General features: G+C 48.7%; 15 protein-coding genes, 2 tRNA genes, 1 rRNA gene and 1 pseudogene. 14 read left to right on the top strand and 5 right to left on the bottom strand.

Going from position 1 to position 15,484, the window contains the following annotated elements; all coding sequences use genetic code 11:
- The first annotated feature begins 99 nt into the window (after positions 1-99).
- The 8 genes from rrf to tsaD all read left to right on the top strand — a co-directional run bounded on the left by rrf (position 100) and on the right by tsaD (position 4,178).
- A 5S ribosomal RNA gene (rrf, locus tag AXG56_RS17395) occupies positions 100-213 on the top strand.
- A 41-nt stretch (positions 214-254) separates the two neighbouring features.
- Positions 255-331: transfer RNA gene (locus AXG56_RS17390), tRNA-Met, on the top strand.
- A 47-nt stretch (positions 332-378) separates the two neighbouring features.
- Positions 379-455, top strand: a tRNA-Asp gene (locus AXG56_RS17385).
- A 126-nt stretch (positions 456-581) separates the two neighbouring features.
- Positions 582-1,562, top strand: a complete 981-nt coding sequence (thiL, locus tag AXG56_RS17380; RefSeq protein ID WP_008637825.1) for a thiamine-phosphate kinase — start codon at positions 582-584, stop codon at positions 1,560-1,562.
- 4 nt (positions 1,563-1,566) lie between these two features.
- On the top strand, positions 1,567-2,022 hold the full coding sequence (gene tsaE / locus AXG56_RS17375) for a tRNA (adenosine(37)-N6)-threonylcarbamoyltransferase complex ATPase subunit type 1 TsaE (RefSeq protein ID WP_062515694.1): 456 nt from the start codon (positions 1,567-1,569) through the stop codon (positions 2,020-2,022).
- Positions 2,019-2,705: a tRNA (adenosine(37)-N6)-threonylcarbamoyltransferase complex dimerization subunit type 1 TsaB gene (tsaB, locus tag AXG56_RS17370; protein ID WP_062515693.1), complete on the top strand. Its 687-nt coding sequence runs from the start codon at positions 2,019-2,021 to the stop codon at positions 2,703-2,705. The genes tsaE and tsaB overlap by 4 nt, the downstream gene beginning before the upstream one ends.
- Before the next feature lies 1 nt (position 2,706).
- Positions 2,707-3,150 carry a ribosomal protein S18-alanine N-acetyltransferase gene (gene rimI / locus AXG56_RS17365; RefSeq protein ID WP_062515692.1) on the top strand — a complete coding sequence of 148 codons (444 nt, stop codon included), beginning with the start codon at positions 2,707-2,709 and terminating at the stop codon, positions 3,148-3,150.
- Positions 3,147-4,178 carry a tRNA (adenosine(37)-N6)-threonylcarbamoyltransferase complex transferase subunit TsaD gene (gene tsaD, locus AXG56_RS17360; protein WP_062515691.1) on the top strand — a complete coding sequence of 344 codons (1,032 nt, stop codon included), beginning with the start codon at positions 3,147-3,149 and terminating at the stop codon, positions 4,176-4,178. The genes rimI and tsaD overlap by 4 nt, the downstream gene beginning before the upstream one ends.
- 269 nt (positions 4,179-4,447) lie before the next feature.
- Here tsaD and AXG56_RS17355 read toward each other — a convergent pair whose 3' ends face one another.
- A complete protein-coding gene (locus AXG56_RS17355; protein ID WP_062515690.1) occupies positions 4,448-6,385 on the bottom strand; it encodes an ABC-F family ATP-binding cassette domain-containing protein in 1,938 nt (645 codons plus the stop codon).
- A gap of 167 nt (positions 6,386-6,552) precedes the next feature.
- Between AXG56_RS17355 and moaC the strand changes: the two genes are divergently transcribed.
- Both moaC and AXG56_RS17345 read left to right on the top strand, forming a co-directional pair.
- Entirely contained in the window at positions 6,553-7,038 is a 486-nt protein-coding gene (gene moaC / locus AXG56_RS17350; protein WP_008637816.1) for a cyclic pyranopterin monophosphate synthase MoaC, read from the top strand.
- 18 nt (positions 7,039-7,056) lie between these two features.
- Positions 7,057-7,707 (top strand): redox-sensing transcriptional repressor Rex, encoded by a 651-nt coding sequence (locus tag AXG56_RS17345; protein ID WP_008637814.1) that lies wholly within the window; start codon positions 7,057-7,059, stop codon positions 7,705-7,707.
- A 38-nt stretch (positions 7,708-7,745) separates the two neighbouring features.
- On the opposite strand, the gene AXG56_RS17340 is transcribed toward AXG56_RS17345, so the two are convergent.
- Positions 7,746-8,567 (bottom strand): SDR family oxidoreductase, encoded by an 822-nt coding sequence (locus tag AXG56_RS17340; RefSeq protein WP_008637812.1) that lies wholly within the window; start codon positions 8,565-8,567, stop codon positions 7,746-7,748.
- A gap of 185 nt (positions 8,568-8,752) precedes the next feature.
- Here AXG56_RS17340 and AXG56_RS17335 point away from each other — a divergent pair, with 185 nt between their 5' ends.
- Positions 8,753-10,156 (top strand): MDR family MFS transporter, encoded by a 1,404-nt coding sequence (locus tag AXG56_RS17335; protein WP_062515689.1) that lies wholly within the window; start codon positions 8,753-8,755, stop codon positions 10,154-10,156.
- 175 nt (positions 10,157-10,331) lie between these two features.
- On the opposite strand, the gene AXG56_RS17330 is transcribed toward AXG56_RS17335, so the two are convergent.
- The gene (locus AXG56_RS17330; RefSeq protein WP_026578833.1) at positions 10,332-10,538 is read right to left on the bottom strand and encodes a YdiK family protein; all 207 of its coding nucleotides are present in this window, start codon (positions 10,536-10,538) and stop codon (positions 10,332-10,334) included.
- Between the two features lie 2 nt (positions 10,539-10,540).
- Complete coding sequence (locus AXG56_RS17325) at positions 10,541-11,251, bottom strand: CPBP family intramembrane glutamic endopeptidase (protein WP_008637807.1); 711 nt, start codon at positions 11,249-11,251, stop codon at positions 10,541-10,543.
- A 285-nt stretch (positions 11,252-11,536) separates the two neighbouring features.
- Here AXG56_RS17325 and groES point away from each other — a divergent pair, with 285 nt between their 5' ends.
- Together groES and groL are read left to right on the top strand one after the other, a co-directional pair.
- Complete coding sequence (groES, locus tag AXG56_RS17320; protein ID WP_008637806.1) at positions 11,537-11,821, top strand: co-chaperone GroES; 285 nt, start codon at positions 11,537-11,539, stop codon at positions 11,819-11,821.
- Positions 11,822-11,878: 57 nt separating this feature from the next.
- Positions 11,879-13,510, top strand: a complete 1,632-nt coding sequence (groL, locus tag AXG56_RS17315; protein ID WP_026578832.1) for a chaperonin GroEL — start codon at positions 11,879-11,881, stop codon at positions 13,508-13,510.
- A 96-nt stretch (positions 13,511-13,606) separates the two neighbouring features.
- Here groL and AXG56_RS17310 read toward each other — a convergent pair.
- Positions 13,607-14,819, bottom strand: a pseudogene (locus tag AXG56_RS17310) (tyrosine-type recombinase/integrase).
- A gap of 172 nt (positions 14,820-14,991) precedes the next feature.
- On the opposite strand from AXG56_RS17310, the gene AXG56_RS17305 reads away from it, so the two are divergent.
- Positions 14,992-15,483, top strand: a complete 492-nt coding sequence (locus AXG56_RS17305) for a DnaD domain protein (protein WP_153017448.1) — start codon at positions 14,992-14,994, stop codon at positions 15,481-15,483.
- The last annotated feature ends 1 nt before the right edge of the window (position 15,484 follow it).

Genomic DNA, 15,484 nt, shown 5'->3' with positions numbered 1-15,484 from the left:
ATGACTTATCTATCTGATCATAGATCGCGTGAAAAACGTTTCTTTCGATAAAGATGTTTCCTTATCCAGTTTTGAGGGTTCACCTCAAATGTATATTGATGTGGTGATGAAGGCGAAGAGGTCACACCTGTTCCCATGCCGAACACAGCAGTTAAGCTCTTCAGCGCCGATGGTAGTCGGGTAGATCCCCGTGAGAGTAGGACGTCGCCACATTCATTACAACCATTATAATGGGATATATATTCCCACAATATCGCGGGGTAGAGCAGTCTGGTAGCTCGTCGGGCTCATAACCCGGAGGCCGCAGGTTCAAATCCTGCCCCCGCAACCAATTTAAATCGATCACTGTGTCGATTTTACTTTAGTCTTTAAATGTTTGGTCCGGTAGTTCAGTTGGTTAGAATGCCTGCCTGTCACGCAGGAGGTCGCGGGTTCGAGTCCCGTCCGGACCGCCACTATTTAAAATTAAACTTCCAGCCTTAGGATGCTTTCCTAAGGCTTTTATTATGGAATTTTTTATATTAAGCGTCCTGTTGGTATAATAGAAGAAGAAAGACTTTTTTATTGAAAGGGACGTATGTATGGATGAGTTTTCGTTTATTCAATCAATTCAACCGAAGTTTTATCGGCAGTCTTCTCTGATTAAAGGAATTCAGGATGATGCGGCTGTTTTTCGCGCTCCCGCAAGTGATATCGTAACAGCGGTGGATACGATGGTGGAGGGGGTCCATTTCACGAAAGATACAATGGCTCCTTATCATGTCGGTCACCGGGTGTTGGCAGCCAATATAAGTGATTTGGCTGCAATGGGGAGTACGCCTGCTTATTATCTCGTTTCCATCACGATCCCTTCCCATTGGGAAGAGCAGGAGCTTCATGACTTGTATGCAGGCATGGATGCTCTTGCTGCTGGTTATCATATGGATTTGATCGGCGGGGATACGGTTTCCGGGCAGGAGCTATCTGTGACGGTTACGGTGATCGGGATGGTCGATAAAAATAAAGCAAGGTATCGTTCAGTGGCTCAGCCTGCTGATGTTGTCTTCGTCACAGGTACGCTCGGAGATTCGCGCGGAGGACTCGAATGGCTCCTTAAAGAAGGGGAGAATCCGGACAAGGAGACGGCTTTTCTTGTGGAAAGACACCGGATGCCGTTACCCAGGGTTTCTTTCGCAGCAGGACTCTCCAATTTGGAACGAGTGGCGTTGAACGATATCAGTGACGGTATTGCCAACGAAGCAAATGAAATAGCAGAAGCAAGTGATGTCGATTTGATTATTGATGCGGACTATCTCCCGTATTCGGATGCATTGATGCATGTATATCCGGATCGATATAAAGAGTGGATGCTTTCCGGCGGGGAAGATTTTGAGCTGCTCGGAACCGTCCCGGAAAAGGATTGGGAACGCGTTCAGCAGATTGCGGAGCAGCTGAAACTTCGTATTACCCGGGTTGGAAGTGTTACTTCCAAACGTCAGGCGGAAGCTTCTGTCTATTTACAGGAACATGGACAAAGAAAACGGCTGGAAAAGTCCGGTTACACGCATTTGAGGAGTGAATGAACCTATGGCTATATATGAATGCATCAGCTTTTCTGCAGAAGAGACGCAGCGCCTTGCAGAGCGGCTTGGAGAACGACTTGTACCTGGAGATCTGCTGACGCTGGAAGGAGATCTCGGCGCTGGAAAAACGACGTTTACGAAGGGACTGGGAAAAGGCCTCGGTGTAACGAGGAATATAAACAGCCCGACGTTCACGATCATGAAGGAGTACCAGGGACGGATGCCTTTCTATCATATGGACGTTTATCGTTTGGAGGACAGCGAGGAAGACCTCGGCTTTGAAGAGTACTTTGAAGGCGAAGGCGTCACGGTCGTCGAATGGGCGCAGTTCATCCGGGAGTACCTGCCGGAGGAGCGTCTCGACATCACGATCCACTACAAAGACGAATCGACCCGTTCCATTAAACTCGATGCGAAATCGGAACATTTCGATGCGATATGTAAGGAGATTTTATTATGAATATACTTGCGATCGACACGTCCAATTATGTGATGGGGGTGGCCGTTCTGAAAGACGGCACCGTCGCTGGTGAATATGTTACGAATATGAAAAAAAACCATTCGATCCGCCTCATGCCTGCGATCGACCAGCTGATGGAGGAAACGGGTACGAAACCGGAAGAGCTGGACAGAATTGCTGTCGCACACGGACCCGGTTCTTACACAGGCGTGCGTATCGGTCTTACGACGGCGAAAACGATGGCATGGGCACTCGGCATTCCTGTAGTCGGCATTTCCAGTCTGGAGGCTGTTGCCCGTCAAGGCGCATTCTTTGATGGATATGTATGTCCTTTCTTTGATGCGCGCCGTGGTCTTGTGTACACAGGGCTTTACGATTCATCCATGACGGTCGTGATGGAGGAGACGAACATACTTATGGAAGACTGGCTGAACCAATTGAAAGAATTGGATCGTCCTGTTCTGTTCCTTAGTCAGGATATCGCCGTCCATGAAGAGAGGATTAAAGAGGTCCTCGGGGAAAAAGCGGTCATCCCGGCTGCTCCCTACCAATTTGCTCGTCCATCCATCCTTGCAGACGTCGCAGTGGACCGGGAACCTGGGGCGCTGCATGATCTGGTACCGAATTATCTGCGTCTGCCGGAGGCCGAAGTCAAATGGCTGGAACAGCAGGAGAAGCAGTGACATGGCAGCAATCAGACAGATGACGCCTGCGGATGTGGAAGGGGTCATGGAAGTAGAGAAGATTTCCTTCCCTGTCCCGTGGTCGGAGGAAACCTTTCAAAAGGAGATGGATGATAATCCGTACGCCCACTATTATGTCGTCGAAGAAGGGGGCAGGATTATCGGATATTGCGGTTTGTGGCTGATCATCGACGAGGCACACGTCACCAATATCGCCATCCATCCGGACTACCGGGGACAAAAGCACGGGGAGAACCTCTTCCGCCATACGTGCGAACAAGCGATTGAACATGGAGCGATTCAACTCTCCCTTGAAGTGAGGGTATCAAATACAGCCGCGCAGCATATGTACCGGAAGTTCGGACTGGTACCGGGTGGAATCCGCAAACGGTATTACTCCGACAACGGAGAAGATGCGTTAGTAATGTGGGTGGGATTAAAATGACGAAGGATCAATATATACTGGCAATTGAGACAAGCTGTGACGAAACAGCTGTCGCCATCGTAAAAAATGAAAGAGAACTGGTAGCAAACGTCGTGGCTTCTCAAATCGAGAGCCATAAGCGGTTCGGCGGGGTCGTTCCGGAAATCGCTTCAAGACACCATATCGAACAGATGACGATCACACTGGAAGAAGCGTTGGACGAGGCGGAGATGACGATCGATGACATGGATGCGATCGCCGTTACCGAAGGACCGGGATTGGTAGGAGCCCTTTTAGTAGGGGTGAATGCAGCAAAAGCCGTCGCCTTTGCGAAGCAGAAACCGCTCGTCGGCGTCCACCATATCGCCGGCCATATCTACGCCAACCGTTTGGAGAAAGAGTTCGAGTTCCCGCTGCTCGCCCTGGTCGTTTCCGGAGGGCACACCGAGCTTGTCCTGATGAGAGAGCATGGCTCCTATGAAATCATCGGAGAAACGAGGGATGATGCCGCAGGGGAAGCCTATGATAAAGTGGCACGTACGTTGAAGCTGCTATACCCAGGCGGCCCTCAAATCGACCGGCTGGCACAAGAAGGAGAAGAGACGATCGACTTCCCTCGTGCCTGGCTGGAAGAAGGCTCGTACGACTTCAGTTTCAGCGGTTTGAAATCTGCCGTCATCAACCGGCTTCATAAAGCGAAGCAGCGGGGAGAAGTGCTGAAGGATGCCGATGTAGCGGCAAGCTTCCAGGCGAGCGTCGTCGATGTCTTATCGACGAAGGCGGCCCGCGCGGCTGAGGAATACGGCGTCAAGCAAATGATCGTCGCCGGAGGCGTGGCTGCAAACAGAGGGCTGCGTCAGGCGCTTCAGGAGAAGTTTGTGGATATCGATACAGAACTGCTCATTCCTCCACTGTCGCTGTGTACAGATAATGCAGCAATGATTGCAGCAGCAGGGGCAGTTGCCTTTAACCAAGGACATCGGTCCGAGTGGGATCTCAATGCGAACCCTGGGCTCGATTTAGAACAGTTCGGCGCAAGGAAAAAGTAAGAGGTGACAAAAGCTCTCCTTCACGGAGGGTTTTTGTTTTCTTATCCACATGTGTATAAGTATGCGTTTGGTTTCCAGGTTGTGGATATGTGTGATCTTAAAAGAAAGCGATACCATTTTGTGGATAACGTCGGGTTTTATTGTGGATAATGTGCATAACCCTGTTGAAAACCGATAAATCAAATACACAGCTGTTAGTAACTTTGTTGATAATCTGTAGAGAAATAAGGACGAAAAAAGAGCACCCACCATCTGTGGATGCTCTCTTCTTATTCATCGTGCAGCGTTTCCCATTCTTCCATCAACTGCTCGAGAGCAGATTGCTTTTCGGCATTGTCCTGCGTGAGCTGAAGGGACTTCTCATGGTCCTGGTAGACTTCCGGATCACAGAGTAAGGCTTCATTCTCTTCCAGCTGCTGCTCGATCTGTTCAATCTCCGCTTCTATTTCAGCGATACGGCGGTTTCTCTTCCGCTCTTCCCGCTTCGCAGCTTTATCTTCCTGGAAGCTGTTCTTGGCCTGTGGCTCGTGCTTGGCGGGCTCTTTCAGGCGGCGCTCTTCGGCTTCCAGCTGCTCGAGTTCATATTCTTCCTGTTTCTTCTCCACATAGTAGTCGTAATCTCCGAGGAACAGTCTCGTTTCCTCCGGATTCATCTCGACGACCTGTGTCGCGATTTTGTTAATGAAGTATCTGTCGTGGGAGACGAACAGTAACGTTCCTGGATAGTCGACGAGTGCGGCTTCCAGCACCTCTTTACTGTCGAGGTCCAAGTGGTTGGTCGGCTCATCCAGAATCAAGAAGTTCGCTTCCTGCATCATCAGCTTGGCGAGGGAGAGACGTGCCTTCTCTCCACCGCTCAAGGCAGAGACCGGCTTCAGGACATCTTCGCCTGAGAAAAGGAAGTTTCCGAGAATGGTCCGGATATCCCTCTCATTTTTCATCGGGTAATCGTCCCATAGCTCATTCAGAACGGTCTTCGTGGAATTCAACTTATTCTGTTCCTGATCGTAGTAACCGATCTGGACGTTCGTGCCGATCAGCTTGTCTCCTTTGACGGCTTCCAAATCGCCGATGATCGTCTTAAGGAGGGTGGTCTTTCCGACCCCGTTCGGACCGACGAGGGCCACCGAATCGCCTCGGTTCAGATCAAGGGATACTTTGTCGAAAAGGTTCGTATCGCTGTCCGGATAACGGAACGCATAGTCTCTCAGTTTCAGCACATCGTTTCCGCTGCGCTTCGCCACTTGGAAGCTGAACTTCGCGGATTGGTTATCGTCTTTCGGTTTTTCCAGCCGGTCCATTTTCTCCAGCTGTTTGCGCCGGCTCTGGGCGCGCTTCGTCGTCGTCGCACGGACGATGTTCTTCTGGATGAAGTCCTCCATCCGTTTGATCTCTTCCTGCTGCTTCTCGAATCGCTTCATTTCCTGCTCGAAGTCGGCTTCTTTCTGTTTCAGGTAGTTACTGTAGTTGCCGTGATACTTCTTAGAGGATTGGAAGGCGATCTCGTAGACCGTGTTGACGATCTTATCGAGGAAGTAGCGGTCGTGGGAAACGATGACGACCGCACCTTGGTAGCCCTGCAGGTACCCTTCGAGCCAGGAGATCGTATCGATGTCCAGGTGGTTGGTCGGTTCATCGAGAATAAGCACGTCCGGCTTCTTCAACAGCAGCTTCCCGAGTGCCAGCCTCGTCTTCTGGCCGCCGCTTAAGGACGTGATCGGTGTATCCCAGTTGAAATGCTGGAAATTCAGCCCGTTCAGTACCGAGCGGATATCCGCTTCGTATTGGTATCCGCCTGCGTTCTTGAAGTATTCCTGCTTGCGGTCATAATCGGTCAATAACTGCTGGTAGCGCTCCTGATCCGAGATCAGGTCAGGGTCTGCCATGTTCGCTTCCATCGCGCGCAGCTCTTTCTCCAAGTCCTTCAGATGGAGGAAGACTTTCTCCATTTCATTCCAGATCGTTTCGTCGGACTGCAGGCCTGTGTTTTGAGCGAGATATCCGAGCGTCGTTTCCTTCGGCATGAAGATGTTTCCTTCATCATAGCTCATCTCGCCGGCCATCATCTTCAGCAGGGTCGACTTTCCTGCACCGTTTCTGCCGACAATGGCGATCCGGTCGTTCTTTTGTACTTCCAGTTTAATATTAGATAAAATCAATTCAGCGCCGAAACGCTTTTCCAATTGATTCAACTGCATGAGAATCATGTCGTTTCACCTCGATAAATCAAGTGTATATCATCGGTGAGCCTGCTAGCAACAGAAGCCCTCGCGAGATTGTGAAAACTTTAACGACTTCCCTGTGATTTTTTGTTAAAATGAAACTAGTGTTGCCGCCTGCGGCATGACCAATCACATAAAAGGGGTAGTTGGAGATGGCGGAATTCAGTCATTTTAATGAGCAGGGCCGGGCACGGATGGTCGATATATCAGAGAAAAACGATACGGTCCGGACGGCTGTTGCGAGAACGAGTGTGGAAGTGAAGGAAGAAATATACGAGAAGATTACCAACCAGACAATGGCCAAAGGGGACGTGCTCGCGGTCGCCCAAGTCGCCGGAATCATGGCAGCGAAGAAAACGTCGGATTGGATTCCGATGTGTCATCCGCTTTCCTTGAAGGGAATCGATGTATCCTTCGATTGGGAAACAGGGGAAACGAAAAAGCTGCTGATCGAGGTTTCCGTGAAGACGAAGGGAAGCACCGGGGTAGAAATGGAAGCGCTAACGGCCGCTTCTGCCACAGCATTGACGGTTTATGATATGTGTAAAGCAGTAGATAAAGGCATGGTCATCGGTCCGACTTACCTTGCAGAGAAAACCGGAGGGAAGAACGGAGATTACCGAAGAAATGACGAGTAAAGGAGCAGAGAGACGACAATGGATATAGAACAAGCGAAAATCCCTCAGGCGACAGCGAAGCGGCTTCCGTTATATTACCGTTTCCTGAACAACCTGCACAGCCAGGGGAAACTGCGGGTGTCATCGAAAGAATTGAGTGAGGCGGTCAAAGTCGATTCCGCAACCATCCGCCGTGATTTCTCCTATTTCGGAGCCCTCGGGAAGAAAGGTTATGGTTACAATGTCGAGTACCTGCTTTCCTTCTTTCGGAAGACGCTGGATCAGGACGAGACGACACGTGTCGCGCTGATTGGTGTCGGGAACCTGGGAACGGCTTTCCTTAATTACAATTTCACGAAGAACAATAATACAAAGATCGAGATTGCCTTCGATGCGAGTGAGAATCGGATCGGGAGTGAAGTCGGCGGGGTGGAGGTCCATCACATCGATGATCTGGAGAAGAAGATCGGCGATTTGAAGGTCGCGATTCTGACGGTTCCTGCCTCAGAGGCGCAGGCGATCACCGACCGTCTCGTCGAGGGCGGAATATCGGGTATCCTGAACTTCACGCCGGCCCGGATCAACGTGCCGTCTGATGTGAGGGTGCATCATATCGATCTTGCGATTGAGCTTCAAGCGCTCGTCTACTTTTTGAAGCATTATCCGTTGGATGGAAAAATAGAGGATTGAAAAAAAGATGCCGGCTCCGGCATCTTTTTTTGTTATTCTTATTCGGTTTCTTCTTTCCATTTCTTATCGATCAGCATTTTACCCGGCCACGTGTAGGCCATGATGCCGCCGTCGACCGTGATGTCCTCTCCGGTTACATAGGAGCTGTCGTCACTGGCGAGGAAAAGGGCGACGGATGCGATTTCATCCGGGCTTCCAAGTCGGCCGAGTGGAGTGATCCACTTGTTGGCATCACGGAATTCCTGTCCTTCCTTATCTTCCTTCGAACCGGCAAGGCCGTCTACAAGCGGTGTCTCAATCGTACCGGGAGCGATGGAGTTGACGCGGATGCCGTCCCGGGCGTAGTCGATTGCCATCGCACGGGTGAAGTTCGTGATTCCGCCTTTCGCCGCGTTATAGCCGGAGCGGTCGAGGTCAGCAGCTCTTCCGGACATGGAAGATGTGTTGATGATCGATCCGCCGTTATCCATCATTAATGGAAGCAGGTATTTGCTCGTCAGGAACGTTCCGCGCAGATCGACAGCGATGATCCGGTCGAAGAGATCGACAGGATATTCGTGCACTTTGCCGCCTTCTTCGTCGATCCCTGCGTTGTTGAACAGGACATCGATGTTGCCATATGTCTTCTTCAGGTAATCAGCAAATGCTGAAACGCTGTCCTCTTTCGATACGTCGAGCGTGTACGTCTCCGCCTCGCCGCCTTCGTTATGAATTTCATCCACCGTCTTCTTCACGGCATCGACATTGATGTCGGCACAGACCACCGTCGCGCCTTCCTTTGCGAATAATTTCACGGTTGCCGCTCCGATTCCTGTCGCAGAACCGGTCACGACAGCTACTTTGTTATCTAAACGTCCCATAAATGGTTCGCCTCCTTGTGTGATTCTTCTTTGTTATACCCACCTTGAAAAACGTTATAAACATAGGCGGGAGAAGGGAAGCGATTACAAAGAAAAAAAGATTCCGCTCTCGTAAATCGGTCGAGCGGCGATTAGAGTTGCAGGATGGTGGTATAGTAACTAGGTAATTAAGGAGGTAAGGTACGATGAAACGATTACCTAATAAGTGGCTCGTCGTCGTGTCTGTCCTGTTCGGAACCTTCACCGTCATTCTGAACAACAGCATGCTGAATCCGATTCTGCCACGTTTTATAGAAATATTCGATTCCAATGCCGTCTCTGTCGGATGGATTTTGACGATCTTCATGGTCGCGATGGGGATGACGATGCCGTTGACCGGCTACTTCGGCGACCGGTTCGGGAAGAAAAAGGTGTACCTGTCCGGGCTTTGTCTCTTCCTTGTCGGCTCACTGTGCGGCTTCTTCTCCTCGACGCTCTCGATGGTAATCGTCTCCCGGGCCATCCAGGGCATAGCCGGTGGTCTGATGCTGCCGATCGCCATGGCGCTCATCTTCCAGTCCTTCCCCAGGCACGAACGGGGCCTTGCTGTCGGCGTGTACGGCATCGCCGCTATGGTCGCCCCCGCAATCGGACCGACGATCGGCGGGTTTCTCATCCAATACGTCGACTGGCCTTGGCTCTTCGCCTTGAACATTCCGTTTGGCCTGACGGGACTCGTCCTCTCTTCGAAATACCTGGAGCGGACGGAAACCCATCCCGAAAAGAAATTCGACCTTGTCGGATTTCTTATTGTATCGCTCGGCATCGGAGGCCTGCTGTTTGCACTCGGAAGAGGGAGGACGCTGGATCATCTCCTGGACCCGATCAACATCGTCCTTATCGTCGTCGGACTCGCAGCCGTCGTGCTGTTCGTTTTCTACGAGAACCGACAGGACGATCCGCTGTTGAACTTGTCGGTGTTCCGGGTCCCGACTTATGCGGCGTCGATTGTCGTTACATCCGCCGCCTCGATCGGACTCTTCTCCGGGATCTTCCTGCTGCCGCTGTTGATCCAGAACGTCTACGGCTGGAGTGAAGTGATGACGGGGCTCTTATTCCTGCCGGCAGCGGCTGCGAGCGGTGTATTCATGTCGCTCGGAGGAAGAATCCTTGATAAAAAGGGGCCGCGCTATGTCGTCCCGCCGGGGCTTGCCATCATGGCGGCAGCGACGTTCGCCCTCGGCTTCCTTCACCTGTCGACACCCTACTGGCTGATCCTGTTGTTGAATACAGTCCGCGGCGTCGGGATGGGGATGGGCAATATGCCGGCGACGACGTCCGGCATGAACAGCATCCCGGATCATCTCGTCGCGCAAGGGTCCGCGATGAACAACATCATCCGCCAGATGTCGTCCTCGATAGGCATCGTCTTTTTCTCTGTCTATTATGAAGTGCGGAGGGCGCAGATCCAGGCGGCTTCCGACATCGACCTCCAGGCCGCCACGCTGCAGACGCTGAATGAAGCCTTCCTCGTCTCCGGCGTCGTCCTCGTCCTTGCCATTCCTTTCTCCTTTATACTAAAAGGAGCACAGGCCGACTCGAAGGAATAGGAGGTTTTGGAAGGTATGAAGATAAAGATAGCGAAGGGCAGGAACTGGTATTGTGGTGCTGTGTTTGACATAAAGGGCTCCGGGAAAGCCTTTCCTTTCCCGGAGCCCGCTTCTCACGTCTGATGCCCACTATACAAGACATAAAAAAGCAGGAGCTCCGCAGCTCCTGCTTTTGTTATTCTTTCTTATTTTTTGCCTGCTGTATTTTCCTGTGAAGATTAAACAGCCGGATGGCGACGGCGATGTTGACGGTCGCGACCGACGCCAGGATGATGGTCATCGCATTCCACACGGTCTCACCGGCCGACTGGGCCGCAATATACGTGAAGGCGACGCCCATGGAAAGGTAGAGCATGGCCATGAACATTGGTGATGTTCTCATAATTATAAAAAGCCTCCAATAAAGATGGTCTCCAATTGTTCCTGCATCCTTCTGATGTCTTCCTCCGTGAGGAAGTACTGCGTGATGACAACGAACGAGTTCATCGCCATATGTGCCACGATTGGTGTAATAATTCGTTTTGTTTTGACATACAGGAAGGCGAATACGACTCCCATGGAGAAGTAGACTAGCATGTGGGTGAAATCAAAGTGAAAAGCACCGAAGATCAAGGACGATACGAGAACGGCTAAGAAAAAGTTCGTTCGTTTATAGATCGACCCGAAAATGATTTTACGGAAGAGGATTTCCTCCGTAATCGGTGCAAACACGACCGGAAGCAGGATGAACAGCGGCGACTGACGCGCAATCTCCATCAATCCCATCGTATTCTCGGACCCTGCCGGCACATCGAACAGCTGCGATTCGATCGTAGCTGCAATCGCCTGGGCGAACAACGCCAGGAATACACCCGCAATCGACCAAAGCACGACAGACCCGGCCGAAGAACGATCGCTTCTCGTCATTTCTTCCCGAAGATCAGGCTTCAGCAGAATCAAGATGATGATCGTCGCGATCGTGAAGCTGGCGACGGACCAGACGGCGACGGCATCATACCTTCCCATACCGAGAGCCACCAGAAGCGGTGCACCGGCAAGGGCGGATAACTGTGTAATAACATAAGTCAGAATGATATACCAATAACGGTTTGGCATAAATTCACGGCTCCTTTTATATAACAGTAAACGGGTCAAGACAACGTCCGCCCGTGAACCTCAATATCCATACTTTATGTATTTTATCACAGTTTCAAAACCTCACGTAAGAAATAAGGGTTATCGTACGAATATTGTCGAAAAAGAAGCAAAAAAATTGTGTAGTTCCTACTTGAAAAACGAAGGCAGATTTATTATTATAATAACTGTGTTAGCACTCACCAACATCGAGTGCTAATAAACGACAAAAAATTTGAAACAACCATATCAAGGAGGGTGTCCTAATTGTTAAAGCCACTTGGTGATCGTATTGTTATTGAACTAGTTGAGGAAGAACAAACTACTGCAAGCGGAATCGTACTTCCGGATTCAGCGAAAGAAAAGCCGCTCGAAGGTAAAGTCGTCGCTGTCGGTTCCGGCCGTGTGACAGAAAACGGAGAAAAAGTAGCGCTTGAAGTTGCAGAAGGCGACCGCGTCATCTACTCCAAGTTCGCAGGTACAGAAGTGAAATACGAAGGCAGCGAATTCTTGATTCTGCGCGAATCAGATGTACTGGCTGTCATCCAGTAGTCACTTTCTTTCTATAAATACTTAGAAATACGATTTTAATGAGGAGGGCATTTTTAAATGGCTAAAGAAATCAAATTTAGTGAAGACGCACGACGCTCCATGCTTCGTGGTGTTGATACATTAGCAGATGCTGTAAAAGTAACACTCGGACCAAAAGGACGTAACGTCGTTTTGGATAAAAAATACGGTTCTCCACTGATCACGAACGATGGTGTGACTATCGCGAAAGAAATCGAATTGGAAGACCAGTTCGAAAACATGGGAGCACAGCTCGTTTCTGAAGTAGCTTCCAAAACAAACGATGTAGCCGGGGACGGTACGACTACAGCGACCGTTCTTGCACAAGCAATGATCCGTGAAGGACTGAAGAACGTCACTTCCGGTGCGAATCCAGTAGGAATCCGCCGTGGAATTGAACAAGCAACAGCTGTTGCTACAGAAGAACTTCGCAAAATCTCCAAGCCGATCGAAGGCCGCGAGTCTATCGCACAGGTAGCGAGCATCTCTGCTGCCGACAACGAAGTAGGCCAGCTGATCGCTGAAGCGATGGAACGCGTTGGTAACGACGGTGTCATCACGATCGAAGAATCTAAAGGATTCAACACGGAGCTTGAAGTGGTGGAGGGTATGCAGTTCGACCGCGGATACGCTTCTCCATACATGGTCACAGACCAAGACAAGATGGAAGCGGTTCTTGAAGATCCGTACATCTTGATTACAGATAAGAAAATCAACAACATCCAGGAAGTTCTTCCTGTCCTTGAGCAGGTCGTCCAGCAGTCCAAGCCGCTTCTATTGATCTCTGAAGACGTAGAAGGCGAAGCACTTGCGACGATCGTCGTCAACAAACTGCGCGGTACATTCAACGCTGTAGCTGTCAAAGCTCCAGGATTCGGTGACCGTCGTAAAGCGATGCTTGAAGATATCGCGACACTTACAGGCGGCCAAGTGATCACAGAAGACCTTGGACTTGATCTGAAGAATACAACAATCGACCAGCTTGGGCGCGCGTCCAAAGCCGTCATCACAAAAGAAAACACTACTATCGTCGAAGGTGCCGGCAACCCAGAGCAGATCTCTGCCCGCGTTGCACAAATCCGTGCCCAGTCAGAAGAAACAACTTCTGAATTCGACAAAGAAAAACTGCAAGAGCGCCTTGCTAAACTTTCCGGCGGCGTAGCTGTCATCAAAGTAGGAGCAGCGACAGAAACAGAATTGAAAGAGCGTAAACTACGTATCGAAGACGCCCTTAACTCTACACGAGCAGCTGTAGAAGAAGGTATTGTTGCCGGTGGTGGTACAGCTCTAGTCAACATCATTAACTCTGTCAAAGGCCTTGAGCTTTCCGACGATGAAGCGACTGGTGCAAGCATCGTCCTTCGCGCCTTGGAAGAGCCGGTCCGCCAAATCGCTCACAACGCCGGTCTGGAAGGATCCATCATCGTTGAACGTCTGAAAGGCGAAGACGTAGGCGTAGGATTCAACGCAGCAACAGGCGAATGGGTGAACATGGTCGAACAAGGTATCGTCGACCCAACGAAAGTAACGCGTTCTGCACTTCAAAACGCAGCTTCCGTAGCCGCTATGTTCTTGACAACAGAAGCGGTAGTCGCAGACATTCCTGAAGAGAATGCAGGCGGCGGCATGCCTGATATGGGTGGCATGGGCGGAATGGGCGGCATGATGTAATATCGCCCTAATATCCCTTGGTTTAATAGTAATGTTATCTGGATTTCATCTTGAGGGGTAACATTCGGGTAACTTTCACCCTTATAATGCTTAAAATTAGAGGTTTTCCATTAGTTTTTTAAACTTTTGGGAGGCCTCTTTTTTCATTTCTTTAGTCACATGAAGATATATGTTTTTGGTAGTGTCTTCATCTTTGTGACCTAATCTCTCCATGATCTGTGGTAGGCTAACACCCGCTTCTGCAAGTAGAGAGGTATGTGTGTGTCGAAGCGAGTGAGGAGTAAGCTTAGGGTTTAAATCTGCTAACTTCAACAAGCGTTTCATCCGATTTTCTATCTTTTTAATATAAAGAGGATATCCGGGGGTTTTTCCATCCACGTGTGCAAATATGAAGTCCTCTTTATGGTATTTATCTCGATATCTCATACTGATGCTATTTTGAAAAGACTTATGATGTTTCAATTCACTGATTACCTTTTCATCAATATCCACTTCCCGTACAGAAGTTAATGTTTTTGGCGTTAGTAGCTTATACTCTTTTTTATTATTTGTAGGATTGTAATACGTTTTAGTGACGTTGACTGTTTGTTCACCTGAATTTAAGATCTTTCCATTTTAACGCGCATAGTTCACCTGCCCTTAATCCAGTGTAAGCAAGCAATAAGAATACTGGATAGTCTTGATCCAACCCATGTTCTTTAGCTGTCTGAAGGAAAAGATGCAACTCATTTTTTTCTAAATAATTTGGGATAGTCTTTTGCCCTTCTAATTCTTGAATGGTTAATTGTTTCTGTGGGACATAAGTGAACTCTGTTGGATCTTTTTTTATGAGTTCCATTTCAACAGCTTTTTTTAAAATCATTCTCCCTGTTCGGTGAGCTCCATCAATAGTGTTCTGAGCAAAGCCTCTTGTTTTAAGGTCATTTAAAGCATGTTGGTACTGTCTTCTGGTGATATCTTTTAATTTTAGCTTCGCAAAGTAGTCCAGAAGCCTTTTTATTTCATGTTTACGAACCCGTATAGTACTTTCTTTTACTTTGCCTGTGCTCTCATATATTAAAAGCCATCCTATTGAAAATTCCTCAAACGATATGTGGGACTCTTGGATATATGTCCCTTGGTTCATATCGTTTAAAAGAGAAGCGGCTGCCTTTTCAGCTTCCTTCTTGGTTTTAAAACCACTTTTCTTCTTCTGTTTTCTTTTCCCTGTTTTAGGTTCCTTTCCAATGTTGACGATGTAAGCCCAACTAGCTCCACAGGTGCATTTTTTATTTTTGCATTTACATCGCGGTCTATAAATATGGTTCATCTTCCTATCACCCCTTATTTACTCTTCAATTTGGCTTTCATTTTTTAAATTTCAGCTTCATTATTTTTCGCCCAGCTTATTACTGTGCTCTAATGAAGAAACTAGAGAGCTAGCTGTTAAGAATTGGGGTAAATATAACCTTAATAAAGCTGGGAAACCGGTTATAGATTGCGTGCACAAAGAATTGAATGAAGTAAGAGATGAGAGGCTATTGCTAGAAATTATGAAAAGTATAAAGCAAGAATCTGTTTATGAGGAATTTTCACGACACGTTAACGAGTCGTCGACGATTCGTAGCCAAAAAGAAAAAGAAAAACAAAAACAAAAACATAATAATCACAGTGAAACTTCATTAAATATCGCGTTAGAAAGTCCTCATAGTTTCTATCAAAGTAATATAGGGCCACTAAACCCCTTCATTGCGGAAGAGATACAGAATTATTGTAATGATTTGTCTGATGCTCTAGTACTTAAGGCATTAAAATTAGCTCTTGAAAAGCAAAAGCACTGGGGGTATGCAAAAGCAATATTAAATAACTGGCTTAATAGCAATATTAGGTCTATTGAAGACGCAGAAGCATCTATAATTGAATTCCGTAAAAGCCGGAACTTATCTAATTTAACAGATAGAAACGAAGATAATCCATACGACAAACTAGTCTAGG

This window comes from Halobacillus sp. KGW1 (genome assembly GCF_001592845.1).
GTDB lineage: Bacteria > Bacillota > Bacilli > Bacillales > Halobacillaceae > Halobacillus.
This window is presented reverse-complemented; position numbering and strand designations above follow the sequence as displayed.